General features: G+C 73.1%; 21 protein-coding genes, 1 tRNA gene and 1 pseudogene. 16 read left to right on the top strand and 7 right to left on the bottom strand.

What is annotated here, in order from left to right; genetic code table 11:
• Positions 1 to 69: 69 nt before the first annotated feature.
• Both mscL and D4B81_RS04305 read right to left on the bottom strand, forming a co-directional pair.
• A complete protein-coding gene (gene mscL / locus D4B81_RS04300; RefSeq protein WP_122261245.1) occupies positions 70 to 480 on the bottom strand; it encodes a large conductance mechanosensitive channel protein MscL in 411 nt (136 codons plus the stop codon).
• 160 nt (positions 481 to 640) lie between these two features.
• Entirely contained in the window at positions 641 to 1399 is a 759-nt protein-coding gene (locus D4B81_RS04305; RefSeq protein ID WP_122261246.1) for an SAF domain-containing protein, read from the bottom strand.
• Between the two features lie 52 nt (positions 1400 to 1451).
• Here D4B81_RS04305 and D4B81_RS19215 point away from each other — a divergent pair, with 52 nt between their 5' ends.
• Complete coding sequence (locus tag D4B81_RS19215; protein WP_337189862.1) at positions 1452 to 1700, top strand: hypothetical protein; 249 nt, start codon at positions 1452 to 1454, stop codon at positions 1698 to 1700.
• A gap of 62 nt (positions 1701 to 1762) precedes the next feature.
• Here the strand turns inward: D4B81_RS19215 and D4B81_RS19220 are convergent.
• Positions 1763 to 1927 (bottom strand): annotated as a pseudogene (locus D4B81_RS19220) (FmdB family zinc ribbon protein); the annotation flags it as partial.
• Between D4B81_RS19220 and D4B81_RS04315 the strand changes: the two are divergent.
• Positions 1915 to 4614, top strand: a complete 2700-nt coding sequence (locus tag D4B81_RS04315; RefSeq protein WP_122261248.1) for a penicillin acylase family protein — start codon at positions 1915 to 1917, stop codon at positions 4612 to 4614. The pseudogene D4B81_RS19220 and the gene D4B81_RS04315 sit on opposite strands and share 13 nt — an antisense overlap.
• Here D4B81_RS04315 and D4B81_RS04320 read toward each other — a convergent pair.
• Entirely contained in the window at positions 4580 to 5263 is a 684-nt protein-coding gene (locus tag D4B81_RS04320; RefSeq protein WP_161964981.1) for a 5-formyltetrahydrofolate cyclo-ligase, read from the bottom strand. The genes D4B81_RS04315 and D4B81_RS04320 overlap by 35 nt on opposite strands.
• Positions 5264 to 5329: 66 nt before the next feature.
• Between D4B81_RS04320 and D4B81_RS04325 the strand changes: the two genes are divergently transcribed.
• The 9 genes from D4B81_RS04325 to D4B81_RS04365 all read left to right on the top strand — a co-directional run bounded on the left by D4B81_RS04325 (position 5330) and on the right by D4B81_RS04365 (position 12738).
• The gene (locus tag D4B81_RS04325; RefSeq protein WP_202613562.1) at positions 5330 to 6646 is read left to right on the top strand and encodes a molybdopterin molybdotransferase MoeA; all 1317 of its coding nucleotides are present in this window, start codon (positions 5330 to 5332) and stop codon (positions 6644 to 6646) included.
• Positions 6639 to 7163 (top strand): cyclic pyranopterin monophosphate synthase MoaC, encoded by a 525-nt coding sequence (gene moaC, locus D4B81_RS04330; RefSeq protein ID WP_272914056.1) that lies wholly within the window; start codon positions 6639 to 6641, stop codon positions 7161 to 7163. The genes D4B81_RS04325 and moaC overlap by 8 nt, the downstream gene beginning before the upstream one ends.
• Positions 7160 to 7789, top strand: a complete 630-nt coding sequence (locus D4B81_RS04335; protein WP_122261250.1) for a GNAT family N-acetyltransferase — start codon at positions 7160 to 7162, stop codon at positions 7787 to 7789. The genes moaC and D4B81_RS04335 overlap by 4 nt, the downstream gene beginning before the upstream one ends.
• Before the next feature lie 83 nt (positions 7790 to 7872).
• Complete coding sequence (locus D4B81_RS04340; RefSeq protein WP_122261251.1) at positions 7873 to 8922, top strand: hypothetical protein; 1050 nt, start codon at positions 7873 to 7875, stop codon at positions 8920 to 8922.
• 38 nt (positions 8923 to 8960) lie between these two features.
• A tRNA-Ala gene (locus D4B81_RS04345) sits at positions 8961 to 9036 on the top strand.
• A 155-nt stretch (positions 9037 to 9191) separates the two neighbouring features.
• Positions 9192 to 10196, top strand: a complete 1005-nt coding sequence (argF, locus tag D4B81_RS04350; protein ID WP_122261252.1) for an ornithine carbamoyltransferase — start codon at positions 9192 to 9194, stop codon at positions 10194 to 10196.
• On the top strand, positions 10193 to 10693 hold the full coding sequence (locus tag D4B81_RS04355; RefSeq protein WP_122261253.1) for a PH domain-containing protein: 501 nt from the start codon (positions 10193 to 10195) through the stop codon (positions 10691 to 10693). Before argF ends, D4B81_RS04355 begins: the two co-directional genes overlap by 4 nt.
• On the top strand, positions 10690 to 12327 hold the full coding sequence (locus D4B81_RS04360) for a PH domain-containing protein (protein ID WP_122261254.1): 1638 nt from the start codon (positions 10690 to 10692) through the stop codon (positions 12325 to 12327). The genes D4B81_RS04355 and D4B81_RS04360 overlap by 4 nt, the downstream gene beginning before the upstream one ends.
• Positions 12328 to 12336: 9 nt before the next feature.
• A complete protein-coding gene (locus tag D4B81_RS04365) occupies positions 12337 to 12738 on the top strand; it encodes a tetratricopeptide repeat protein (RefSeq protein WP_202613563.1) in 402 nt (133 codons plus the stop codon).
• A gap of 4 nt (positions 12739 to 12742) precedes the next feature.
• On the opposite strand, the gene D4B81_RS04370 is transcribed toward D4B81_RS04365, so the two are convergent.
• Positions 12743 to 14347, bottom strand: a complete 1605-nt coding sequence (locus tag D4B81_RS04370) for a dolichyl-phosphate-mannose--protein mannosyltransferase (protein ID WP_122261255.1) — start codon at positions 14345 to 14347, stop codon at positions 12743 to 12745.
• Between the two features lie 65 nt (positions 14348 to 14412).
• Here D4B81_RS04370 and D4B81_RS04375 point away from each other — a divergent pair, with 65 nt between their 5' ends.
• The 4 genes from D4B81_RS04375 to rsmI are packed head-to-tail and all read left to right on the top strand — an operon-like array spanning position 14413 to position 18739.
• On the top strand, positions 14413 to 15111 hold the full coding sequence (locus tag D4B81_RS04375) for a succinate dehydrogenase cytochrome b subunit (protein ID WP_122261256.1): 699 nt from the start codon (positions 14413 to 14415) through the stop codon (positions 15109 to 15111).
• A gap of 23 nt (positions 15112 to 15134) precedes the next feature.
• Positions 15135 to 17105, top strand: a complete 1971-nt coding sequence (locus D4B81_RS04380; RefSeq protein WP_122261257.1) for a fumarate reductase/succinate dehydrogenase flavoprotein subunit — start codon at positions 15135 to 15137, stop codon at positions 17103 to 17105.
• On the top strand, positions 17102 to 17845 hold the full coding sequence (locus D4B81_RS04385; RefSeq protein ID WP_122261258.1) for a succinate dehydrogenase/fumarate reductase iron-sulfur subunit: 744 nt from the start codon (positions 17102 to 17104) through the stop codon (positions 17843 to 17845). Before D4B81_RS04380 ends, D4B81_RS04385 begins: the two co-directional genes overlap by 4 nt.
• Before the next feature lie 54 nt (positions 17846 to 17899).
• Complete coding sequence (rsmI, locus tag D4B81_RS04390; protein WP_122261259.1) at positions 17900 to 18739, top strand: 16S rRNA (cytidine(1402)-2'-O)-methyltransferase; 840 nt, start codon at positions 17900 to 17902, stop codon at positions 18737 to 18739.
• A 37-nt stretch (positions 18740 to 18776) separates the two neighbouring features.
• On the opposite strand, the gene D4B81_RS04395 is transcribed toward rsmI, so the two are convergent.
• Positions 18777 to 19055 carry a type II toxin-antitoxin system antitoxin gene (locus tag D4B81_RS04395; RefSeq protein WP_122261260.1) on the bottom strand — a complete coding sequence of 93 codons (279 nt, stop codon included), beginning with the start codon at positions 19053 to 19055 and terminating at the stop codon, positions 18777 to 18779.
• Positions 19056 to 19066: 11 nt separating this feature from the next.
• Complete coding sequence (locus D4B81_RS04400) at positions 19067 to 20035, bottom strand: SPFH domain-containing protein (RefSeq protein WP_122261261.1); 969 nt, start codon at positions 20033 to 20035, stop codon at positions 19067 to 19069.
• A 133-nt stretch (positions 20036 to 20168) separates the two neighbouring features.
• Between D4B81_RS04400 and D4B81_RS04405 the strand changes: the two genes are divergently transcribed.
• Positions 20169 to 20603 carry a hypothetical protein gene (locus D4B81_RS04405; RefSeq protein WP_122261262.1) on the top strand — a complete coding sequence of 145 codons (435 nt, stop codon included), beginning with the start codon at positions 20169 to 20171 and terminating at the stop codon, positions 20601 to 20603.
• Positions 20604 to 20607: the final 4 nt, after the last annotated feature.

The raw sequence follows: 20607 nt of genomic DNA on the forward strand, positions 1-20607 counted from the left end.
GACGGCCCCGGCGCGACGAGGTGTCGTGCCGGGGCCGTCGGTGCCGCCCCGCGCCGGGGCGGCCTGGGGTCAGAGGGTGCCGTCGGTGCGGCGGGCGGCCAGCAGGTCGCGGATCTCGCGGAGGGTGGCGACCTCGTCCGAGATCTCCTCGTCGTCGACGATGCCCAGCTTGGCCTTGCGGCGCTCGGCCAGCGTGTTCATCGGCACCACGAGGACGAAGTAGACGACGGCGGCCGTCAGCAGGAAGACGATCAGCGCGTTGAGGATCGCGGCGATGTCGACGTAGGTCGCCGGGTTGTTCTCCCGGATGAAGAAGCCGAGACCGCCGACCTCGGCACCCCCTGCCGCGTTGAGCAGCGGCGTGACGACGCTGGACACGATCGTCGTGACGACGGCCGCGAACGCCGCGCCGATGACGACGGCTACCGCCAGGTCGATGACGTTGCCGCGCATGATGAATTCCTTGAAGCCCTTGATCATGAGCTCTCCTCTCTGTCCGGGCAGGCGTGCTCCACGCTCAGCTCCCGGTGGTGTCTGTGGTCGTCGGGCCCGTCGCGTCAGCGCCGGGCCCCCTCCGATCGTACGTGGGGTCGGCCCGTCCGCACGACCCCGTCCCCGGGTGCTTCACCTCGGGTCCACCTCACGGTGGGCGCGCCGGCGACCCGCCGTCGGCCGGGAGGAGGCTGAGGATCAGGGCCCCTCCCGCGGGGTCGGCACCGCGGGCCGCCGCCACGTCCGTCGCGGTTACCGTGCCCACCGCGAGCCACGCCCCGCCGCCGGTGACCGCCCCCACTCCCGGTGTCCACGACCCGGTCCCGCTCCCGCGGTGGACGCTGAGCACGAGCACGTCGGCGGCCACGACCGACCCGTCCACGGGAGAGTGGACGTCGACGCGGTCGCCGGCCCCGAGCGCGTCGAGGACCACCGTCTCGGGCACCGGCACGTACACCGCCCGCGTGGAGCCGCCGTGCCCGGTCAGCAGCTCGGACGCCCCCACGTCATGGCCGGTCACCACCTCTCCGGCTGACAGGACGGACGCGGCTGGCCGCCCGACCACCTGCGCCACCTCGCCCACGGCCCCCGCGGGTATGACGTCACCCGGCAGCTGCCGCACCTCCAGCACCGCGGCGCCCAGGACCGTGCCGGCCGCCACCTGGGTCGTGGCGACGACGACCGGGACGCCGCCCGCGACGGGCCGGTCCACGGCCAACCGACCCAGGCCCGCCACCGCCGCCGCGGCCAGCAGTGCCGACAGGACCCGCCTCAGCCGGCGCCGGTGGGCCCCGGCGCCACCCCGGCCACCCGGCCCGCGACGGGCACGGCCACGCTCGGCCCGGACCGCACGTGAGGCGGCCGGCTCGGCGGGTGCGCGTTCGCGGACGAGGGAGGTGAGGGGCACGCCGCCACGCTAGGCGCGGGACGGCATACCGTCAGCGGTTCAGCCCGAGGCTGTGGAGGAGGAGGACCCGGAGCCGGAGGGTGTGGACGGCGGGGTCGCCGTGCTCGACCCCTTCCCGGACCCGGCGTCCGAGGATGACCCCGACCCGGAGCCGGACGACCCTGAGCCGGACTCCGACGACCCGCCCGAGGACCCCGACCCGGAGCCGGACGAGCCCGACCCGGAGGACCCCGACCCGCCGTCCTTGGAGGCCGAGGAGGAGCCGGAGCCCTTCCCCGAGCCTCGCGAGTCGGTCCGGTAGAAGCCGGACCCCTTGAAGACGACCCCCACGGCGCTGAAGACCTTGCGCAGCGGGCCGCCGCAGCTCGGGCAGGTGGTCAGCGCGTCGTCGGTGAACGCCTGCTGGATGTCGAAGGCGTGACCGCAGTCCTTGCACGCGTACGAATAGGTCGGCACGGGGCAGGATTCTACGTCGCGTCCGCGGACCCTTCTGCATCGTGACCTAGGCTGGCGACGTGTCCCGACCACTGTGGCAGCGCGTGGCCGTGCCCGTGGTGGCGATCCTCGTGGTCGTCGTCGTGGCCGCGGCCGTGCTCGGGGTGGGGCTCGCGCGGCGGGCGTTCCCGCAGACCAGCGGGGAGATCGCCGTCCCCGGCCTGTCGGGCGAGGTCGAGGTGGTCCGGGACTCGCTCGGGGTGGCGCACATCTACGCCGACACCCCCGAGGACCTCTTCCGGGCACAGGGCTTCGTCGCCGCCCAGGACCGCTTCTTCCAGATGGACCTGCGACGCCACATCGTCTCCGGCCGCCTCAGCGAGCTCGTCGGCGAGGGCGGGGTCGAGGCCGACAGCGTCATCCGCACGATGGGGTGGCGACGGGTCGCGGAGCAGGAGCTGCCGCTCCTCAGCCCCGACGCACGGTCCTACCTGCAGGCCTACAGCGCGGGCGTCAACGCCTACATCGAGCGGCAGGGCGGACCCTCCTCCATGGGCCTGGAATATGTCGTGCTCGCCCAGTCGGCCCCCGGGTACCAGGTCGAGCCGTGGGACGCCGTCGACTCGCTGACCTGGCTCAAGGCGATGGCGTGGGACCTGCGCGGCAACTACACCGACGAGCTGGCCCGCGGGCGACTCGTCGGCAGCGTCCCGCTGACCCAGCTCAGCACCCTCTACCCCGACTACCCCCACGACGAGCACCCGCCGATCCTCGGCGGCGACGAGTGGACCGCGCCCGACGCCGAACCGGGCGCCGACGGGACGTCCCGCGGCGGCACCCGCGGACCGGTCACGATACCCCCGGACGGGTCGGCGCCGGACCCGGCCGACATCGCGCGGCTGGGTGAGCCCGGGCCGCCGTCGCCGCCCTCCGGCGGCCTCGCGGAGAACTGGCTCGCGGGGCCGGGCGCCGACGAGGCCCTCGCCGGGGTCGAGACCGCGCTGGGGTCGATCCCCGAGCTCCTCGGCCGCGGGGAGGGCATCGGCTCCAACTCGTGGGTGGTCTCCGGGGAGCACACCGAGACCGGTCTTCCCCTGCTCGCCAACGACCCGCACCTCAGGGGGACCCAGCCCGGCGTGTGGCTGCAGGCTGGTCTGCACTGCCGCCAGCTCTCCGAGCAGTGCCCCTTCGACGTCACCGGCTTCACCTTCGCCGGCTTCCCGGGCGTCATCATCGGGCACAACACCTCGATCGCGTGGGGCATGACCAACCTCGACCCGGACGTCACCGACTTCTACCTCGAGGACGTGCGGGGCGACACGGTCCGTCGCGACGGCGCGTACGTGCCGATGGAGGTCCGGACCGAGACGATCCAGGTCGCGGGGGGTGACGACGTCGAGATCACGGTCCGCGAGACCGTCCACGGCCCGATCATGTCGGACGTGGTCGAGGCCCTGGACGACCTCGGCACCAACGCCCCCGAGGGCGGCGTGCAGACGTCCAACGACTACGAGGTGTCGCTCGCCTGGACGGCGCTGGAGCCGTCCCCCACGGCCGAGGCGGTCTTCTCTCTCAACGCGGCCACCGGGTGGGAGGACTTCCGTGAGGGTGCCCGTCAGTTCGCGGTGCCGTCCCAGAACCTCATCTACGCCGACACCGAGGGCAACATCGGCTACCAGGCGCCGGGGCTGATCCCGGTGCGCCGGTCCGCGACCCACGGCACTCCTCCCGGCTTCTACCCCGCGCCGGGCTGGGACTCCGCCTACGACTGGACCGGCTGGGTCGACCCCGACGACCTGCCCTGGACCCTCAACCCCGACGACGGGATGATCGTCACCGCCAACCAGGCGGTCGTGCGCGGCGGCCGGCCCTTCCTCACCACCGAGTTCGACAAGGGCTACCGCTCCACGCGGATCCTCGAGCTGCTGCAGAGCCACCTCGACGAGGGCCCGCTCACCACGGCCACCATGCAGCAGATCCAGCTCGACGACCGCAACACCTTCGCGGAGCGGCTCATCCCCTACCTGCTCGCCGTGGACCTCGAGAACGACTTCTACACCGAGGCGCAGGACCTGCTGGCGTCGTGGGACCGGTCCGCGCCCGCCGAGGGGGAGCAGTCGGCCGCCGCCGCCTACTACCACGCGGTCTACGACCGCCTGCTGGAGATGGTCTTCGACGACGAGCTGCCGCCGGGCCTCGGCGCGACCGGCAGCTCGCGCTCGATGCTCCTCCTGGACGAGCTGCTCGGCGACGCGGACAGCCCGTGGTGGGACGACCGCCGCACCCCCGGCGTCATCGAGTCGCGCGACGAGGTCGTCCGCACGGCCATGGTCGACGCCCGTCACGACCTGACCCGCCGGGTCGCCAAGGACCCCGAGCGCTGGGTCTGGGGCGACCTGCACCAGATCCGGCTGGAGCACCCGGTGCTGGCCGGGGAGGACGTGCCCGGTCTGGTGAGCTCGATCTTCAACCTGCCCGCCCAGCCCGTCGCGGGCAGCACCGCGATGGTCAACGCGACCAGCTGGGACGCCTCCCTCGAGGACTTCGACGTCACCTCCTCCCCGTCCATGCGGATGGTCGTCGACCTCGCCGACCTCGACGCCTCCACGTGGGTCAACCAGACCGGCAGCAGCGGCCACCCGTTCCACCCCAACTGGGACGACCAGCAGGCGGCCTGGATCGCCGGGGAGACCTACCCGTGGCCCTCCACCCGCGAGGCTGTCCTCGAGGCGGGGGAGCAGACCCTCACCCTCGTGCCGGACGGCGGCGCGGGTCGCTGAGACCACCACCGGGTATGCCGAGGGGCACCCCCACCACGCCCGTCGCCGGGCGCAGCACCGCGTCGACCACGACGTCGTGCTCGTCGGCGGGCACCGACGGGACCACCTCGTGGTCGTGCAGGCAGATCACCACCGGTGCGCCGCCCGACGCCTCGCGCGCCCCCGGCAGGGTCGTGTCGTAGTAGCCCCCGCCCTGACCCAGCCGCACCCCGTCCACCGACACCGCCAGACCCGGGACCAGGAAGACGTCGACCTCCGCCAGGACGTCGGACCCCAGCGGGCGCCGGTCGGGGTCGGCCAGGTCGGCCCAGTCGAGACGCGGCCGCTCCAGGGTGAGCGGGACCAGCACGCGCACCCCCTCCGCGATCAGCGCGCCCGTCAGCCCGTCGACCGGCGGCTCGGTGCGCATCGGCTCGAAGGCGGTGACGCACAGGCCGGCGAGGTCCCCGTCGCGGTGCGCTGCGGCATACCCGCGGAGGAAGGCGAGGCCGCCCTCGGCTAGCCGGCCCGCGGCCCCCGACCGTCCGTCCTCCCCCCAGCCGGCCACCAGCTCACGGCGCGCGGCCCGCACGAGGGTCCGCCAGGACGCCTTGTCGGCGACGACGTCGCCGGTGGGGAGGTAGCGGGGCAGGCTCGGGACGGGCTCCACGGGACCATTGTCGCGGCCGGCGAGGTTCACGGCGTCGGCGGGAGCGGCGGGACCTAGGGTGGGCGCATGATCAGCGTGGAGGAACACCTCGAGAGCATCCTGCGCCAGGTCGGGCCGGTCGGGACCGTGGTCCTGCCCGTCCCGCGCGCGCACGGCCTGGTGACCGCCGGCGACGTCGTGAGCCGGGCCGACCTGCCGCGGTTCGACAACTCGTCCATGGACGGGTACGCCGTGAGCCGGGCCGACCTCGAGGGCGTCACCGCCGAGGAGGTGCGGCTGCTCCCCGTCGCGGGCGACATCGCCGCGGGCGATGCGGTGCCGCACCGTCTCGAGCCCGGCACCGTGTGGCGGATCATGACCGGCGCGCCCGTGCCGGAGGGGGCCGACGCCGTCGTCCGGGTGGAGGACACCGACGGCCACCCCCGCGAGGCGCAGTTCCGGGTGCACCCCGAGGAGGGCGCCAACATCCGTCGCCGCGGCGAGGACCTGCGGGTGGGCGACGTGGTGGTCCCGGCCGGCACGAGGCTCGGCGCCCCGCAGATCGCCGCCGTCGTCTCCGCCGGGGTGAGCGAGGTCGAGGTGGTCGGCCCCGTACGGGTGGTCATCCTCTCCACCGGTGACGAGCTCGTCCCCGCCGGTGCGGAGGTGGGTCGCGGCCAGATCGTCGACTCCAACGGGCCGATGCTCGAGGCGCTCGTCCGCGAGGCCGGCTGCTTCCCCGTCCACGTGGGCCACCTGCGCGACGACGAGGGCGCCACCCGCAAGGAGATCCGGCGCCACCTCGAGACCGCCGACGCCGTCATCACGACGGGAGGGGTGAGCAAGGGGGAGTTCGACCTCGTCAAGAAGGTGCTCACCGGCGAGGGGACGATGGAGTTCGTCGAGGTGGCGATGCAGCCGGGCAAGCCGCAGGGGTTCGGGGTGCTGGGCCGCCGCAAGGTGCCGGTCTTCACCCTCCCCGGCAACCCCGTCAGCACGCTCGTCAGCTTCGAGGTCTTCGTCCGCCCCGCCCTCGCCGCACGGGCCGACCGCCGCGCGAGCGAGGGGACGGCGACCGGGTTCGCCACCACCTCGTGGCCGAGCGCGAAGGGGCGACGCACCTACACGCGGGTGCGGCTGAGCCCCGACTCCGCCGGCGGGTATGCCGTGGAGCCCGCGGGCGGGTCCGGCTCGCACCTGCTGGGCGGGCTGGCGATGGCTGACGCGCTCGCGATCTCCGACGAGGACACCGAGGAGGTGCTGGCCGGGTCGGAGGTGGAGCTGCTCCTGCTGCGGCCCCGGCGCGAGATCGACGCCCGCCTGACGGCCGAGACGGAGGCCCTGACGAGCGGGGACGAGGGGGAGGACACCGACGGGTCCGGCACCGGCAAGCATCGTGAGTGAGACCGGTCCGAGGCCCGGCGGGGGGATCCGTCGCGAGGCCGGCCCGGGCGGCCTGACCCATCTGCGCGGCGACGGCACGGCCCATATGGTCGACGTCAGCGCCAAGGACGTCACCGTCCGGACGGCCAGTGCCGAGGGTCTCGTGGTGCTGTCGGCGGAGGCTCTCGAAGCGCTGCGCGGGGGGAGGGTGCCCAAGGGGGACGCGCTCGGCGTCGCCCGGATCGCGGGGATCCAGGCGGCCAAGCGCACTCCAGACCTCGTGCCCCTGTGCCACCCGGTCGCGATCCACGCCGTCGAGGTGGACCTCGAGGTCCGCGACGAGGGGGTGCGGATCAGCGCCACGGTGCGGACCGCCGACCGGACGGGCGTGGAGATGGAGGCGCTGACCTGCGTGAGCGTCGCCGCGCTCGCCCTGGTCGACATGGTCAAGGCCGTGGACCGCCTCGCGACCGTCACGGACGTGCGGGTCACCGCCAAGTCGGGTGGACGCTCGGGTGACTGGACCCGGCCGGCGTGAGCTGGGCCTGGCCGGTCACCCTGCGCGCCGTGCTGCCGGGCGGGCGGCTGCTGACGCTGCGGCCGCTGGAGCGCGCCGACCGCGCCGCCTGGGAGGAGGTGCGGGCGCGCAACGACGAGTGGCTGGAGCCCTGGGAGTCCCTGGCGCCGGGGGAGGGCCGGGGGGTGACACCCTTCGGCCGCCTCCGGCGCGGCTTCGACCGCGCCGCCCGGGACGGGTCGGTCCTGCCGTTCGTCGTCGTGGTCGACGGCACCCTGGTCGGGTCGATGCACCTCTTCGACGTCATGTGGGGGTCGCGGCGCACCGGCTCGGCGGGTTACTGGCTGGACCGCGACGCGACCGGGCACGGCTACGCGACGTGGGCGCTCGCCCTGCTCGTCGACCACGCGCTGCTGGGCGTGGGCCTGCACCGCGTCGAGGTGAACATCCGCCCGGAGAACACCGCGAGCCTCGCCGTGGTGCGGCGTCTGGCGATGCCGGAGGAGGCGGTCCGTCGTGGGCTGATGCACGTGGACGGGGCCTGGCGCGACCACCGCTGCTTCGCGGTCGTCGCGGAGGACCTCCAGCCCGGCGGGTATGCCGTCGGCGGGCTCGTCGAGCGGCTCCGGGCGACAGGTCCCGACTGAGTCACCTCAGTCACAGCAGAAACTTCTGCGACACTCCGTCGGCCTCACCCCTGCGTGCTGTCCGGGCACCTAGCGTGACGCACGTGCCGCCTGTCAGCAGTCTGATCTTCGTCGTCATCCTGGCGGTGTGGGCTGTCTACCTCGTGCAGCACTGGGTACGCCGCCGCGACCACCTCGCCACCGCCCGTTCCGTCGACCGCTTCTCCGAGGCCATGCGGGTCCTCGAGCGGCGCCGCGCGCTGCCCCGGCCGGACCTCACCGAGCCTGCGCCGCGCTCCTACTCCGTCTCCCCGCTGCGCCCGGCGCGGCCTCAGGTCGTCGTCAAGCGCGGACCTGCCGGTGCGACCGCGGCGCCGGCGGCGCTCGCGCTCGACCCGGCCCGGCCCGGCGCCACCGCGGTGGCGCCGACCACGGCATACCGGCGCGCGAGGACCGCGTCCCGGGTGCGTGCGGCCGCGCTGCTGCTCAGCTCCCTCACCCTGGTCGTCCTCGTGGCGCTGGCGTCCACCGGCGTGCTGGCGGCGTGGTGGACCTACGTCGGCATCGGGGCGCTCGCCGTGTCCGTCGCGCTGGTGCGCTGGTCGGTCTCCCGCAGCCGGAACCGCGTGAGGACGGCCCCCGCGCCGCGTGCCGGGACGGACTCCGGCGCCTCGCGCGCCCGACCCGCCCCCCGTCCCGCTGCGCGGCGTGCCGCCGCCCCGTCGCGACCGGGCCCGACGAGGGACGAGCCCCTGACCGCCGCCGCCACGAGGCCCGCCGCCCCCGCGCCGGCCGACGTCCCGCACCACGCCTTCGCGCGGCAGTCGGTGGCCGTGACGACGCGCACCGCCCGACGCTCGGTCAGCGCGGTCGCGCTCTACGACATCGACGAGGTGGAGGCGACGCTGCGCCCTCGGAGGACCGCCGACCTCCAGGCCCACGACACGCCCGCACCGGTCATGGAGCAGGAGGCCGCGCCCGCGGAAGGGGTGGCGGGCACCTGGGACCCGGTGCCGGTGCCGCCACCCACCTACACGCTCAAGGCCAGGGCGCCCCGGGGTGCGAACGGCTCGGCCCAGCTCCCCGCGGACGGTGCCGTGATGGCCCTCGACGAGGAGTTCGAGGAGCTTCCGCACGTCGACCGCGTGGGCTGACACCTGCGGCCCGGTGATATAGTCGGTAGCCGCACCACGGGGCTGTGGCGCAGTTGGTAGCGCGTCTCGTTCGCAATGAGAAGGCCAGGGGTTCGAATCCCCTCAGCTCCACCAGCCGGACCCCGGCTCTCCTCCCGAGAGCCGGGGTCCGTCCGTTCCGGGCCTCCCTCACGAGGTCCGCGCGGCCGACCGTCCGAGGGCGTCGCTAGGCTGCTGCCCGAGGGCGGGGCACCCGCCGGTGCACCCGTCCGCACCCGAGAAGGAGCGTCATGGCCGTCAACCTGCGGGGCCGCAGCCTGCTGTCGCTGGTCGAGGAGACCCCCTCCGAGATCCGCTACCTCGTCGACCTCGCGCACGACCTCAAGCGCGCCAAGTACGCCGGTCAGGAGCGTCCCCTCCTCACCGGGCGCTCCATCGCGCTCGTCTTCGAGAAGACCTCCACGCGCACCCGCTCCGCCTTCGAGGTCGCGGCCGCGGACCAGGGGGCCCGCACCACCTTCCTCGAGCCCTCGAGCACCCAGATCGGCCACAAGGAGTCGGTCAGGGACACGGCCCGGGTGCTCGGCCGGATGTTCGACGCCATCGAGTACCGCGGCGCCAGCCAGGACACCGTCGAGCAGCTCGCGGTGTGGTCGGGCGTGCCCGTCTACAACGGGCTGACCGACGCGTGGCACCCCACGCAGATGCTCGCCGACGCGCTCACGATGACCGAGCACACCCACAAGCACCGCCACGAGACGTCCTTCGCCTACCTCGGTGACGCCCGCAACAACATGGGCCACTCCCTGCTCCTGCTCGGGGCCAAGCTGGGGATGGACGTGCGGATCGGAGCACCGGAGGGCCTGCAGCCCGCCCCTGACGTGGTCGCGCTCTGCGAGGGGGTCGCCGCGGAGACCGGTGCCCGCCTCACCGTGACCGACGACGCGCTGGAGGCCGTCCGCGACGTCGACTTCGTGCACACCGACGTCTGGGTGTCGATGGGCGAGCCGCTGGAGGCCTGGGACGAGCGCATCGACCGCCTGCTCCCCTACCGCGTCGACGCGGAGCTGATGGCCGCGACCGGCAACCCCCGCGCCCGCTTCATGCACTGCCTGCCGGCCTACCACGACGCCGGGACGGTCGTCGGCGCCGAGCTCATCGCCCGGCGTCCGGAGCTCGCCGCGGGGGTCGAGGTGACGGACGAGGTCTTCGAGTCCCCGGCCAGCATCGTCTTCGACCAGGCCGAGAACCGCCTGCACACCATCAAGGCGCTGCTGGTGGCCACCCTCGCATGAGCGACACGACCCTTCGCGAACCCACCCACCGGGTCAGCCCGCGCGCCGTCCGCTACTGGACCGTCAACAGCCTGATCGGGGGAGTGATCGGCTGGGCCGTGCTGTTCGCGATCGCCTGGTTCCTGCCCGAGGGCAGGTGGTGGTCCACGACGCTCGTCTGGATCTTCGTGCTCATCATGGCGGTCAACGTCCTCGAGGTGGTCCTCGAGCCGATGATCCGCTACCGCCGGACCCGCTGGGAGGTGACCGAGGGCAAGGTCTTCGTCCAGACCGGCTGGCTCTCCCGCGACCAGCGGATCGCCCCCCTCTCCCGCGTCCAGACCGTCGACACCCACCGGGGTGCCATCATGCGGCTCTACGGCCTCGCCAACATCACCGTGACCACCGCCTCCGCCGCCGGCGCGATCACCATCCCCTGCCTCGACACCCATCTCGCCGACCGGGTGACCGCCGAGCTGGCCCGGATCACCGGGCAGACGCGGGGTGACGCCACGTGAGCCTGCCCGACCTGCCGCCGCCCACCGGCGAGCCGGTCGCCCCGACGCTCGCGCCGCCGGTGCCCGGGGGCACCGACAGGTGGCAGCGACAGAGCCCGCGGATGCTTCTGGTCCACCCGGTCCGCATCCTCGGCTCTTTCGCCCTGCCCCTGGTGCTGGCCGTCCTCGGCATCAGCCGGGGCACCGACGAGGACCGCTTCTGGGTCTTCGCGGTGGTCGCCGGCGCCGTCCTGGCCGTGGTCGCCGGCGTCGTCTCCTGGTACGTCACGCGCTACCGCTTCACCGACGAGCAGGTGCAGCTGCGCACGGGCCTGCTCAGCCGCCGCGTCCTCACCGCACCGCTGGACCGGGTCCGCAGCGTCGACATCGAGTCCTCCCTGCTGCACCGGGTGCTCGGTCTGGCCAAGGTCAAGGTCGGCACCGGGGTCGACTCGACCCGCATCGAGCTGGACGGCGTCAGCCGTGAGCAGGCCGCCGAGCTGCGCACCTTCCTCCTGCGCCGCGGGAGCGCCGGCCAGGGTCCGGAGACCCCACCAGCGGGGTATGCCGTCACGCCCGCGGGTGCGGACCCGGCCCCGGACGGGGACCGGGACGAGCCGGCGGGCGCGGCCCACCCCGCAGGGGCGGAGCAGCCGGAGACCGAGCTGGCCCGGATCGACTGGGGCTGGCTGCGCTACGCGCCGTTCAGCCTGTCCAGCCTCGTCGTCGTCGCCGGAGCGGTCGGCGTGCTGGCGCAGTTCGGGGACGACCTGCCGGTCGACCAGGTCGAGGTGGCCCAGGGCGCGTGGGAGTGGGTGCTGGCGCAGGCGTTGCTGGTCCTGGTCGCGATGACCCTCCTGGCCGTCGTCGTGGGCTGGGTCGTCGTCTCGACGGTCACCTACGTGCTGACCTGGTGGAACCTGCGCGTGGTCCGCGAGGCGCGGGGCAACCTGCGGATCACCCGGGGCCTGCTCACCACGCACAGCCAGACCGTCGAGCGGGCCAAGGTCCGCGGTGCCCGGATGGGTGAGCCGTTCCTGCTGCGCCTGGTGCGCGGCGCCGAGCTCACCGCGCTGGCGACGGGGGTCGGCACCGGGGGCACCACCAAGGTGCTGCCGCCCGCGCCCCGGGCCGTCGTCACCGACGTCGGCCACGAGCTGCTCGAGGAGACGGGCGCGCTGACGATGGCGCTCACCGGGCACGGGCCGCGGGCCAGGCGGCGCATCCACGTGCAGCACCAGTGGGGCACGCTCTTCATCGTCGCGCTGCTCGCGGTGCCCACCTACCTGCTCGACGTCGGCTGGGTCCAGTGGCTGCCGTCCTGGGCCCCCCCGGTGGCCCTCGTCGTGCTCGGTGCCCTGAACGCCGTGGTCGCCGACAGCGCCTGGCGCAACCTCGGTCACGGCCTGACCGGGCGCCACCTCGTCGTGCAGACGGGGGCGTTCGTGCGCAGCAGGGAGGTGCTGGAGCTGGCCGGCATCATCGGCTGGCGGCTGGACCAGAGCTTCTTCCAGCGCCGTCTCGGGCTCGCCGACCTGAGGGCGACGACCGCCGCCGGGTCCGAGGTGGTGACCGCGCCGGACATCCCGCTGACGCTGGCCGTCCCCCTCGCCCGGCGGGCCACGCCGGGAATGCTGGAGGAGTTCCTGGCGTAGTACCACCTCGTGAACGACTTCGAGGAGATGCTGAAGGGGCTCACGGGGACGCCGTCCTCGCAGCCGCCCCCGGTGGCGCTGCCCGAGGAGGCCGAGCTCGACGACCACGCGCGCTACGACCGCGCCACCTTCGCCTTCGAGACCAAGGACTACGGCCGGGCGTCGGCGCTGCTGGAGCCGCTGGTGCAGGCCAACCCCGGCAACGCCGAGGTCGCCCTGCTCCTGGCCCGCAGCTACTACCACTCCGCCCGTCTGGGGCCGGCCGAGGCCGTCCTGCGGGTGATGGTCGCGCGCTGGCCCGGCGACGCCTACGCGCACCTGCTCCTGGCCCGCACCCTCCAGCGCGACGGGCGCGCGGAGGAGGGCGCGCCATACCTGAAGATCGCCGAGGCCATGGGCCTGGACGGCTGACGGGTCAGTTCCAGAAGTCGAACCACAGCCGCATCCGCCACTCCTCGCGGGGGATGACGACGGCTGCGTGGACCGGGTAGTACCAGACGAACCACACCGTCGCGAGCGTCACGTAGACGACGACGGCCACCGCCCCCCAGCGCCGCCGCGCAGGTGAGGCGGTGGCCGGTCCGAGCGCGAGCGCGAGGCAGCAGACCACGACGAGCACGAGCCAGGGCACGAAGGCCACGGCGTAGAAGCTGTAGACGGTGCGGGTCTGGTAGAGGAACCACGGCAGCCAGCCGGCGACGATCCCGGACAGCGCCGCGCCCGCCCGCCAGTCCCGCCCCAGCAGCCAGAGGAAGAGGACCACGAGCATGCCGGCCGTGGCACCCCACCACACGAAGACGTTGCCGAGCGAGGCGATGTAGTCGACGCACCGGTCGGCCTCGCACCCCTGCTCGCCGCGCTCGGGCCACTGCGCGTAGAAGAGGGTCGGCCGCCACTGCACCGTCCAGCTCCAGGGGTTGGAGCTCCACTTGTGCTCGTTCTGCAGCCCGACGTGGAAGTTCATCATCTCCGCGTGGTAGGCCCACAGCGAGCGCAGCGGGTCGGGCACCAGGCCGGCGAGGCTGCCGGGGGCGGCAGGGTTGTCGACCGCCCACTGCCGCTTCCAGCCGCCGTCCGTGGCGAACCACCCGGCCCAGGACGCGACATACGTCACCAGGGCCGTGGGCACCACCGTGAGGAACGCGGGTATGCCGTCGCGCACCACCGCGCCGGTGAACCAGCCGGGTGCGCCGGCGGTCCTGCGGGCCCCCACGTCCCACCAGACGGTCATCAGGCCGAACACCGCCAGGAAGAACAGGCCGGACCACTTGGTGCCGACGCACAGCCCGAGGCTCACCCCCGCCGCCAGGCGCCACCAGCGCGGGCCGAGGGAGGGCCCCCACCACCGCGACCAGCGGCCCCACGGCGTCCGGGGCACCGGTCTGCCGCGCTGCCGCTCCTGCCAGGGCCCCCACCGCGCGGCGAGGCGGCGCCGACCCTGCTCCCGGTCGAGCAGGAGGAGGAGGAAGGCGAGCAGCGCCCACCACATCACGAAGATGTCCAGCAGCCCGGTGCGGGACTGGACGAAGTGGTGCCCGTCGACCGCGAGGAGGGTGGCGGCGGAGATGGCCAGGAGGGCGTTGCGCCACAGCAACCAGGCGACCCCGCCGAGCACGAGGATCGACAGGGTCCCGACGACGGCCGAGGAGACGCGCCAGCCGAACGAGGACTCGGGCCCGAAGGCGATCTGGCCCAGGGCGATCATCCACTTGCCGACGGGCGGGTGGACGACCAGGTCGGGCACGTCGCCGAACACGTCCGGGGTGCCGTCGGTGAACAGCTCGTCGGGCTTCTCCAGGCCCTCGCGGATCTCCCGCTCGTGACCGTGGAGACGCAGCGACCACGCCTGCTTGACGTAGTAGGTCTCGTCGAAGACGAGGCGGTGGGGGTGGTCGAGCCGCCACAGCCGGACCGCCCCGCCGAGGACGGTGACGAGGAGGATGCCCAGCCAGGCGAGGCGCCCCGAGCGCGACAGGCTCGCGGGCGACGGCCCGAGCAGCCGCTCCCGCAGAGACTCCATGGCGGCATCGTAGGTGGTGGGAGGTCCTTGACTGACCGCGCACCTTCGGGTAGTACCCTGCCCCCGTGGCCACTACAACCGTTTCTGCGCGCGCGACCCGCTCGGGCCCCCCGAGCATCGTGCTGAAGACGATCATGGCCCTGACCGGCCTGTTCTTCCTCTTCTACCTGCTCGTGCACATGTACGGGAACCTCATGATCCTCATGGGTCCGGAGGCCTTCGACGAGTACGCCCACCACATCCGCACCATCGGCGAACCGATGGTCCCGGAGAAGGGCGTGCTGTGGGTGATGCGGATCGGGCTGCTCGCCTCGCTCGTGCTGCACGTGTGGGCCGCGGTGACGCTGTGGCGGCGCGCGGGGCAGGCCCGGACGAACCGTTACGTGATGAAGCGGAAGGGCTACGGCAACTTCTACGCCAAGGCGATGCGGTGGGGCGGGCTGGCCATCCTCCTCTTCGTGGTCTTCCACATCCTGCACCTGACCACCCACACCATCTCGATCGGCGAGCCCCAGCCGACGCCCTCGCAGCGGGTCGTCGAGAGCTTCAGCCAGTGGTGGGGGGTCCTGATCTACGTCGTCGCGATGGTCGCCGTCGGTCTGCACCTGCTGCACGGCATCTGGGGGGCGGCGATGACGCTGGGGCTGAACACCTCGCTCAAGCGCGCCGAGCAGATCCGGTTCGTCTCGATCCTCGTGGCCACGATCATCGTCGTCGGCTTCCTGATCCCGCCCTTCGCCATCCTGCTCGGGCTCGTGCCGTAGACAGAGACTGAGGACTCACACCCATGACTGACATGCTGATCGACGGGCTCTACCGCGAGGGGGAGCCGATCGCGGACACGAAGGCCCCCGCCGGGGACATCTCCCAGAAGTGGACCACCCGCCAGTTCGACGCCTCCCTAGTCAACCCGGCCAACCGCCGCAAGATCTCGGTCATCATCGTCGGCACCGGTCTGGCCGGGGCCGCCGCGGGTGCCACCCTCGGCGAGGCCGGCTACCAGGTGAAGTCCTTCTGCTACCAGGACAGCCCCCGCCGGGCGCACTCGATCGCCGCGCAGGGCGGCATCAACGCGGCCAAGAACTACAAGGGTGACGGCGACTCCGTGCACCGGCTGTTCTACGACACGGTCAAGGGCGGGGACTACCGCTCCCGCGAGACCAACGTCTACCGCCTCGCCGAGGTGAGCGCCGACATCATCGACCAGTGCGTGGCGCAGGGCGTCCCGTTCGCCCGCGAGTACGGCGGGCTGCTCGACAACCGTTCGTTCGGCGGCGTCCAGGTCTCCCGCACCTTCTACGCCCGCGGCCAGACGGGCCAGCAGCTGCTCATCGGCGCCTACCAGGCGCTCGAGCGCCAGATCGGGGCCGGGGCGGTCCAGATGTACGCCCGTCACGAGATGCTCGAGCTGGTCGTCGTCGACGGCAAGGCGCGGGGCATCGTCGCCCGCGACCTCGTCACCGGCGAGATCGAGACGCACCTGGCGGACGCCGTCGTGCTGGCCTCCGGCGGCTACGGCAACGTCTTCTACCTCTCCACCAACGCGATGGGCTCCAACGTCACCGCCAACTGGCGGGCCCACCGCAAGGGCGCCCACTTCGCCAACCCCTGCTACACGCAGATCCACCCGACCTGCATCCCGCAGAGCGGGGAGCACCAGTCCAAGCTGACGCTGATGAGCGAGTCGCTCCGCAACGACGGCCGCATCTGGGTCCCGAAGCGTGCCGAGGACTGCGAGAAGGACCCGCGCCAGATCCCCGAGGAGGACCGCGACTACTACCTGGAGCGGATCTACCCCTCGTTCGGCAACCTGGTCCCGCGCGACATCGCGTCGCGGCAGGCCAAGAACATGTGCGACGAGGGCCGCGGCGTCGGACCCGCCGTCGACGGCGTCAGCCGCGGCGTCTACCTCGACTTCGCCGACGCGATCGCGCGGCTCGGCGAGGACGCGGTGCGCTCCAAGTACGGCAACCTCTTCGACATGTACGAGCGGATCACCGGGGAGAACCCCTACCAGGTGCCGATGCGCATCTACCCCGCCGTGCACTACACGATGGGCGGCCTGTGGGTCGACTACGACCTGCAGTCCACGATCCCCGGGCTGTTCGTCACGGGCGAGGCCAACTTCTCCGACCACGGCGCCAACCGGCTCGGTGCCTCGGCCCTCATGCAGGGCCTGGCGGACGGGTACTTCGTCCTGCCCAACACGATCCGCGACTACCTCGCCAAGGGTCCCTTCCCCGCGATCGCGGACGACGACCCGGCTCTCGTCGAGGCCCAGGACTCGGTCCGTGAGCGAATCCAGCGGCTGCTGTCGATCAACGGCACCCGCACCGTCGACTCCTACCACAAGGAGCTCGGCAAGATCATGTGGGAGAAGTGCGGCATGGAGCGCACCGACTCCGGCCTGCGCGAGGCGATCGAGGAGATCCGGGCGTTGCGCGCCGACTTCTGGCGCAACGTGCGGGTCCTGGGCGTCAACGAGACCCTCAACCAGTCCCTGGAGAAGGCGGGTCGGGTCGCCGACTTCATCGAGCTCGGCGAGCTGATGTGCATCGACGCCCTGCACCGGCGGGAGTCCTGCGGTGGCCACTTCCGCGCCGAGTCCCAGACCGAGGACGGCGAGGCGCTGCGCAACGACGACGAGTACGCCTACGTGGCGGCCTGGGAGTGGGGCGGCGACGGCGGCGCACCGGTCCTGCACAAGGAGGACCTCGTCTACGAATTCATCGAGCTCAAGCAGAGGAGCTACAAGTGAGGCTCGCCCTGAGGATCTGGCGCCAGGACGGCCCGCAGCACACGGGCCAGATGGTGAGGTACGACATCGACGGGGTCTCCGAGGACTCCTCGTTCCTGGAGATGCTCGACCTGCTCAACGAGCAGCTCATCCACAAGGGTGAGGAGCCGGTGGCCTTCGACTCCGACTGCCGCGAGGGCATCTGCGGCACCTGCGGCGTCGTCATCAACGGCGAGGCGCACGGCCCCGAGCGCACGACCACCTGCCAGCTGCACATGCGCTCGTTCAAGGACGGGGACGAGATCGTCATCGAGCCTTGGCGCGCGGACCCGTTCCCGGTGATCAAGGACCTCGTCGTGGACCGGTCCTCCTTCGACCGGATCATCCAGGCGGGCGGCTTCATCTCCGCCAACACCGGCTCGGCCCCCGACGCGCACGCCACCCCGGTGCGCAAGGAGGACGCCGACCGCGCCTTCATGGCCGCCGAGTGCATCGGCTGCGGCGCGTGCGTCGCGGCCTGCCCCAACGCCTCCGGCATGCTCTTCATGGGCGCCAAGATCACCCACCTGGGGGAACTGCCGCAGGGTCAGCCCGAGCGCGAGGCCCGCGTCGTCTCGATGACGGAGCAGCACGACCACGAGGGTTTCGGCGGCTGCACCAACCTCGGCGAGTGCACGCGGGCCTGCCCCAAGGGCATCCCGATGAACGTCATCTCCCAGATGAACGCCGACCTGCGCCGCGCCGGTTTCGGCGCCCGCTGACCGACCCCGGCCTCTCCCGACCGGGAGAGGCGAGCGACGGCATACCCTCCCCCCATGACCACCGGTGCCCTCGTCCTCGCCGCCACCCCCATCGGCGACGCCCGGGACGCGAGCCCGCGCCTGCTGGAGGAGCTGACCGGCGCGGACGTGGTCGCCGCCGAGGACACCCGGCGGCTGCGGCGGCTGACCGACCGGCTCGGTGTGCAGGTGGCCGGCGAGGTGGTCAGCTACCACGAGCACAACGAGGCGTCCCGCACCCCCGAGCTCGTGGAACGGGTCGCGGGCGGCGCCCGGGTGCTCCTCGTCACCGACGCAGGTATGCCGTCGGTCTCGGACCCGGGGTACCGCCTGGTCGCGGCCTGCGTCGAGGCGGACCTGCCCGTCACCTGCGTCCCCGGACCGTCGGCCGTGCTCGTGGCGCTGGCGGTGAGCGGGCTGCCGGTCGACCGGTTCTGCTTCGAGGGGTTCCTGCCGCGCCGCACGGGGGAGCGCGAGCGCACCCTCGCCACGCTCGCGCAGGAGCCGCGCACGATGGTGTTCTTCGAGGCGCCGCACCGGCTGGCGGCCACGCTGCGCTCGATGGCCTCCGTTCTCGGCGAGGACCGCCAGGCCGCCGTCTGCCGGGAGCTGACGAAGACCTACGAGGAGGTGCGGCGCGGAGGGCTGGCCGAGCTGGCAGCCTGGGCCGAGGAGGGGGTGAGGGGGGAGATCACCGTCGTGGTCGCGGGCCTGGACCCCGCCACCCTGCCCCCGCCGGACGAGAACGCGGTCGTCGCCGAGGTGCTGACGCGCGTGGCGGCGGGGGAACGGCTCAAGGACGCCTGCCGGGACGCCGCGGCGCGGACCGGGCTCTCGGCCAGGGCGCTCTACGACGCCGCCGTGGCGCGGCGCTGAGCAGGGGCGCGGCGACGCGGCCCCCGCCCCTGTCGGGCTAGGTCCCGGACTCCTCGCTCCCGTCCGCGGCCACCGCTCCGCCTGCAGGGTCCGACGTGCGCGGCCGACCGCGGCGCGGCAGCGGTCCGGTGGAGCGTGGCAGCCGGCCGGCGGACCTCAGCGCGTCGCGCAGCAGCAGCTCGACCTGCGCGTTGACGCTGCGCAGCTCGTCGGCGGCCCAGCGCTGCAGGGCCGCGTGCACCGCGGGGTCCAGACGCAGCAGGACGGCCTTGCGCGCCGCGGCGCGGCTCGGCCCTTCTGCGCTGTCCTCGACCATCGCCTGTCGGGTCAGGCGTAGAGCGAGCCGGCGTTGACGACAGGGGTCGTGCCTCGCTCCGAGCACAGGACGACGAGCAGGTTGGAGACCATCGCCGCCTTGCGTTCGTCGTCGAGCTCGACGATGTCCTGGGCCTGCAGCTTGCGCAGGGCGCTGTCCACCATGCCCACCGCGCCGTCGACGATCTTCTCGCGGGCGGCGATGATCGCCGAGGCCTGCTGACGCTGCAGCATCGCCTGGGCGATCTCGGGGGCGTAGGCCAGGGCCGAGATGCGCACCTCGATGACCTCGAGCCCGGCCAGGACGATGCGCTCGGCGACCTCGGTGGCCAGCTCGGCCGAGATCACGTCGGTGTCCCCGCGCAGCGTCACCTCGGTGGCGTCGTTGTCGTAGGGGTGGCTCATGGCGACGTGCCGCAGCGCCGACTCCGACTGCACCGCGACGAAGTCCTCGTACTCCTCCACGGCGAAGGTGGCCTTGGCGGTGTCGGCGACCTGCCAGACCACGATCGCGGCGATGTTGATCGGATTGCCGTCCGCGTCGTTGACCTTGAGCTCGTTGGTCTCGAAGTTGTGCACCCGCACCGAGACGGTCTTGCGGGTGCTGAGGGGGACGGTCAGCCGCAACCCGGGCTTGCGGACGGTGCCGATGTAGCGGCCGAAGAACTGGATCACCTTGGTCTGGCCCGGGGCCACCACCGTGAGGCACGCCAGCAGCACCAGCGCCGCGACGCCCACCAGGGACCCCGTGACGAGGGCCACCGCGCCACCCTCGCCCGCGTCGGCGGCGATCGCCCCGGTGACGACCAGCCAGGTGCCCAGGCCCATCAGCGCGAGGGAGACGACGAGGCCGGCGAAGCCGTCCATGGACCACGCCCTGCGCTCGTCGATGTCCACCCGTGTCCCCTGGTGACCGACCGGTGCTCCGGCCGGACGGCCGCCCGTCGACTCGTCGGTCGGCTGCTCGGTGTCGATGCTCATGATTGTCCCCTCGTGAAAAGTGATATCACGAATATAGCACCCGGACCGACCCTTGTGCGGGCCGCCTCCATGAGGCATAGTCGCGCGGAGGTCCGGCACCGATGCCGACCCGTCCCCCGAGGAGCCCGCCCGCATGAGCCCCAACCTCCGCGCCGTCGTCGGCGGACTCGTCGGTGGCCTGGTCACGGCGGTCGTGTGCGCCTACGCCACCACCCGCGTCCTGCCCGCCCAGGAGAGCCTCTACACACCCACCAACCTCGCCGCGACCGCCGCGCTGGCGCTGGGCGGCGGGGTGCTGGGGGTCGTGCTGGGGTGGCTCGTCGACCGACGCCGGGCCGACGTCCTGGGCAGGATCGCTGCCGTCGTCACCGTGCTCGGGGCGTTCGCCGGGACGATCTGGTGGGTGCGCGCGGTCGGGGCCGACGGCGAGCGCGGCCTGTTCCTCGTGGGCGCCGTCCTCCTGCTCGGGGTGAGCGTCCTCGGCCTGGCCCTCGCCTCGGGCTTCACCGCGGCGCTGCTCCCGGGTGCACGTCCCGCGGCCGCGGACGGACACGGCGCCCGCCCCTGAGGGG

The sequence above is a fragment of the Ornithinimicrobium cerasi genome (genome assembly GCF_003702705.1).
Taxonomy (GTDB): Bacteria; Actinomycetota; Actinomycetes; order Actinomycetales; family Dermatophilaceae; genus Ornithinicoccus; species Ornithinicoccus cerasi.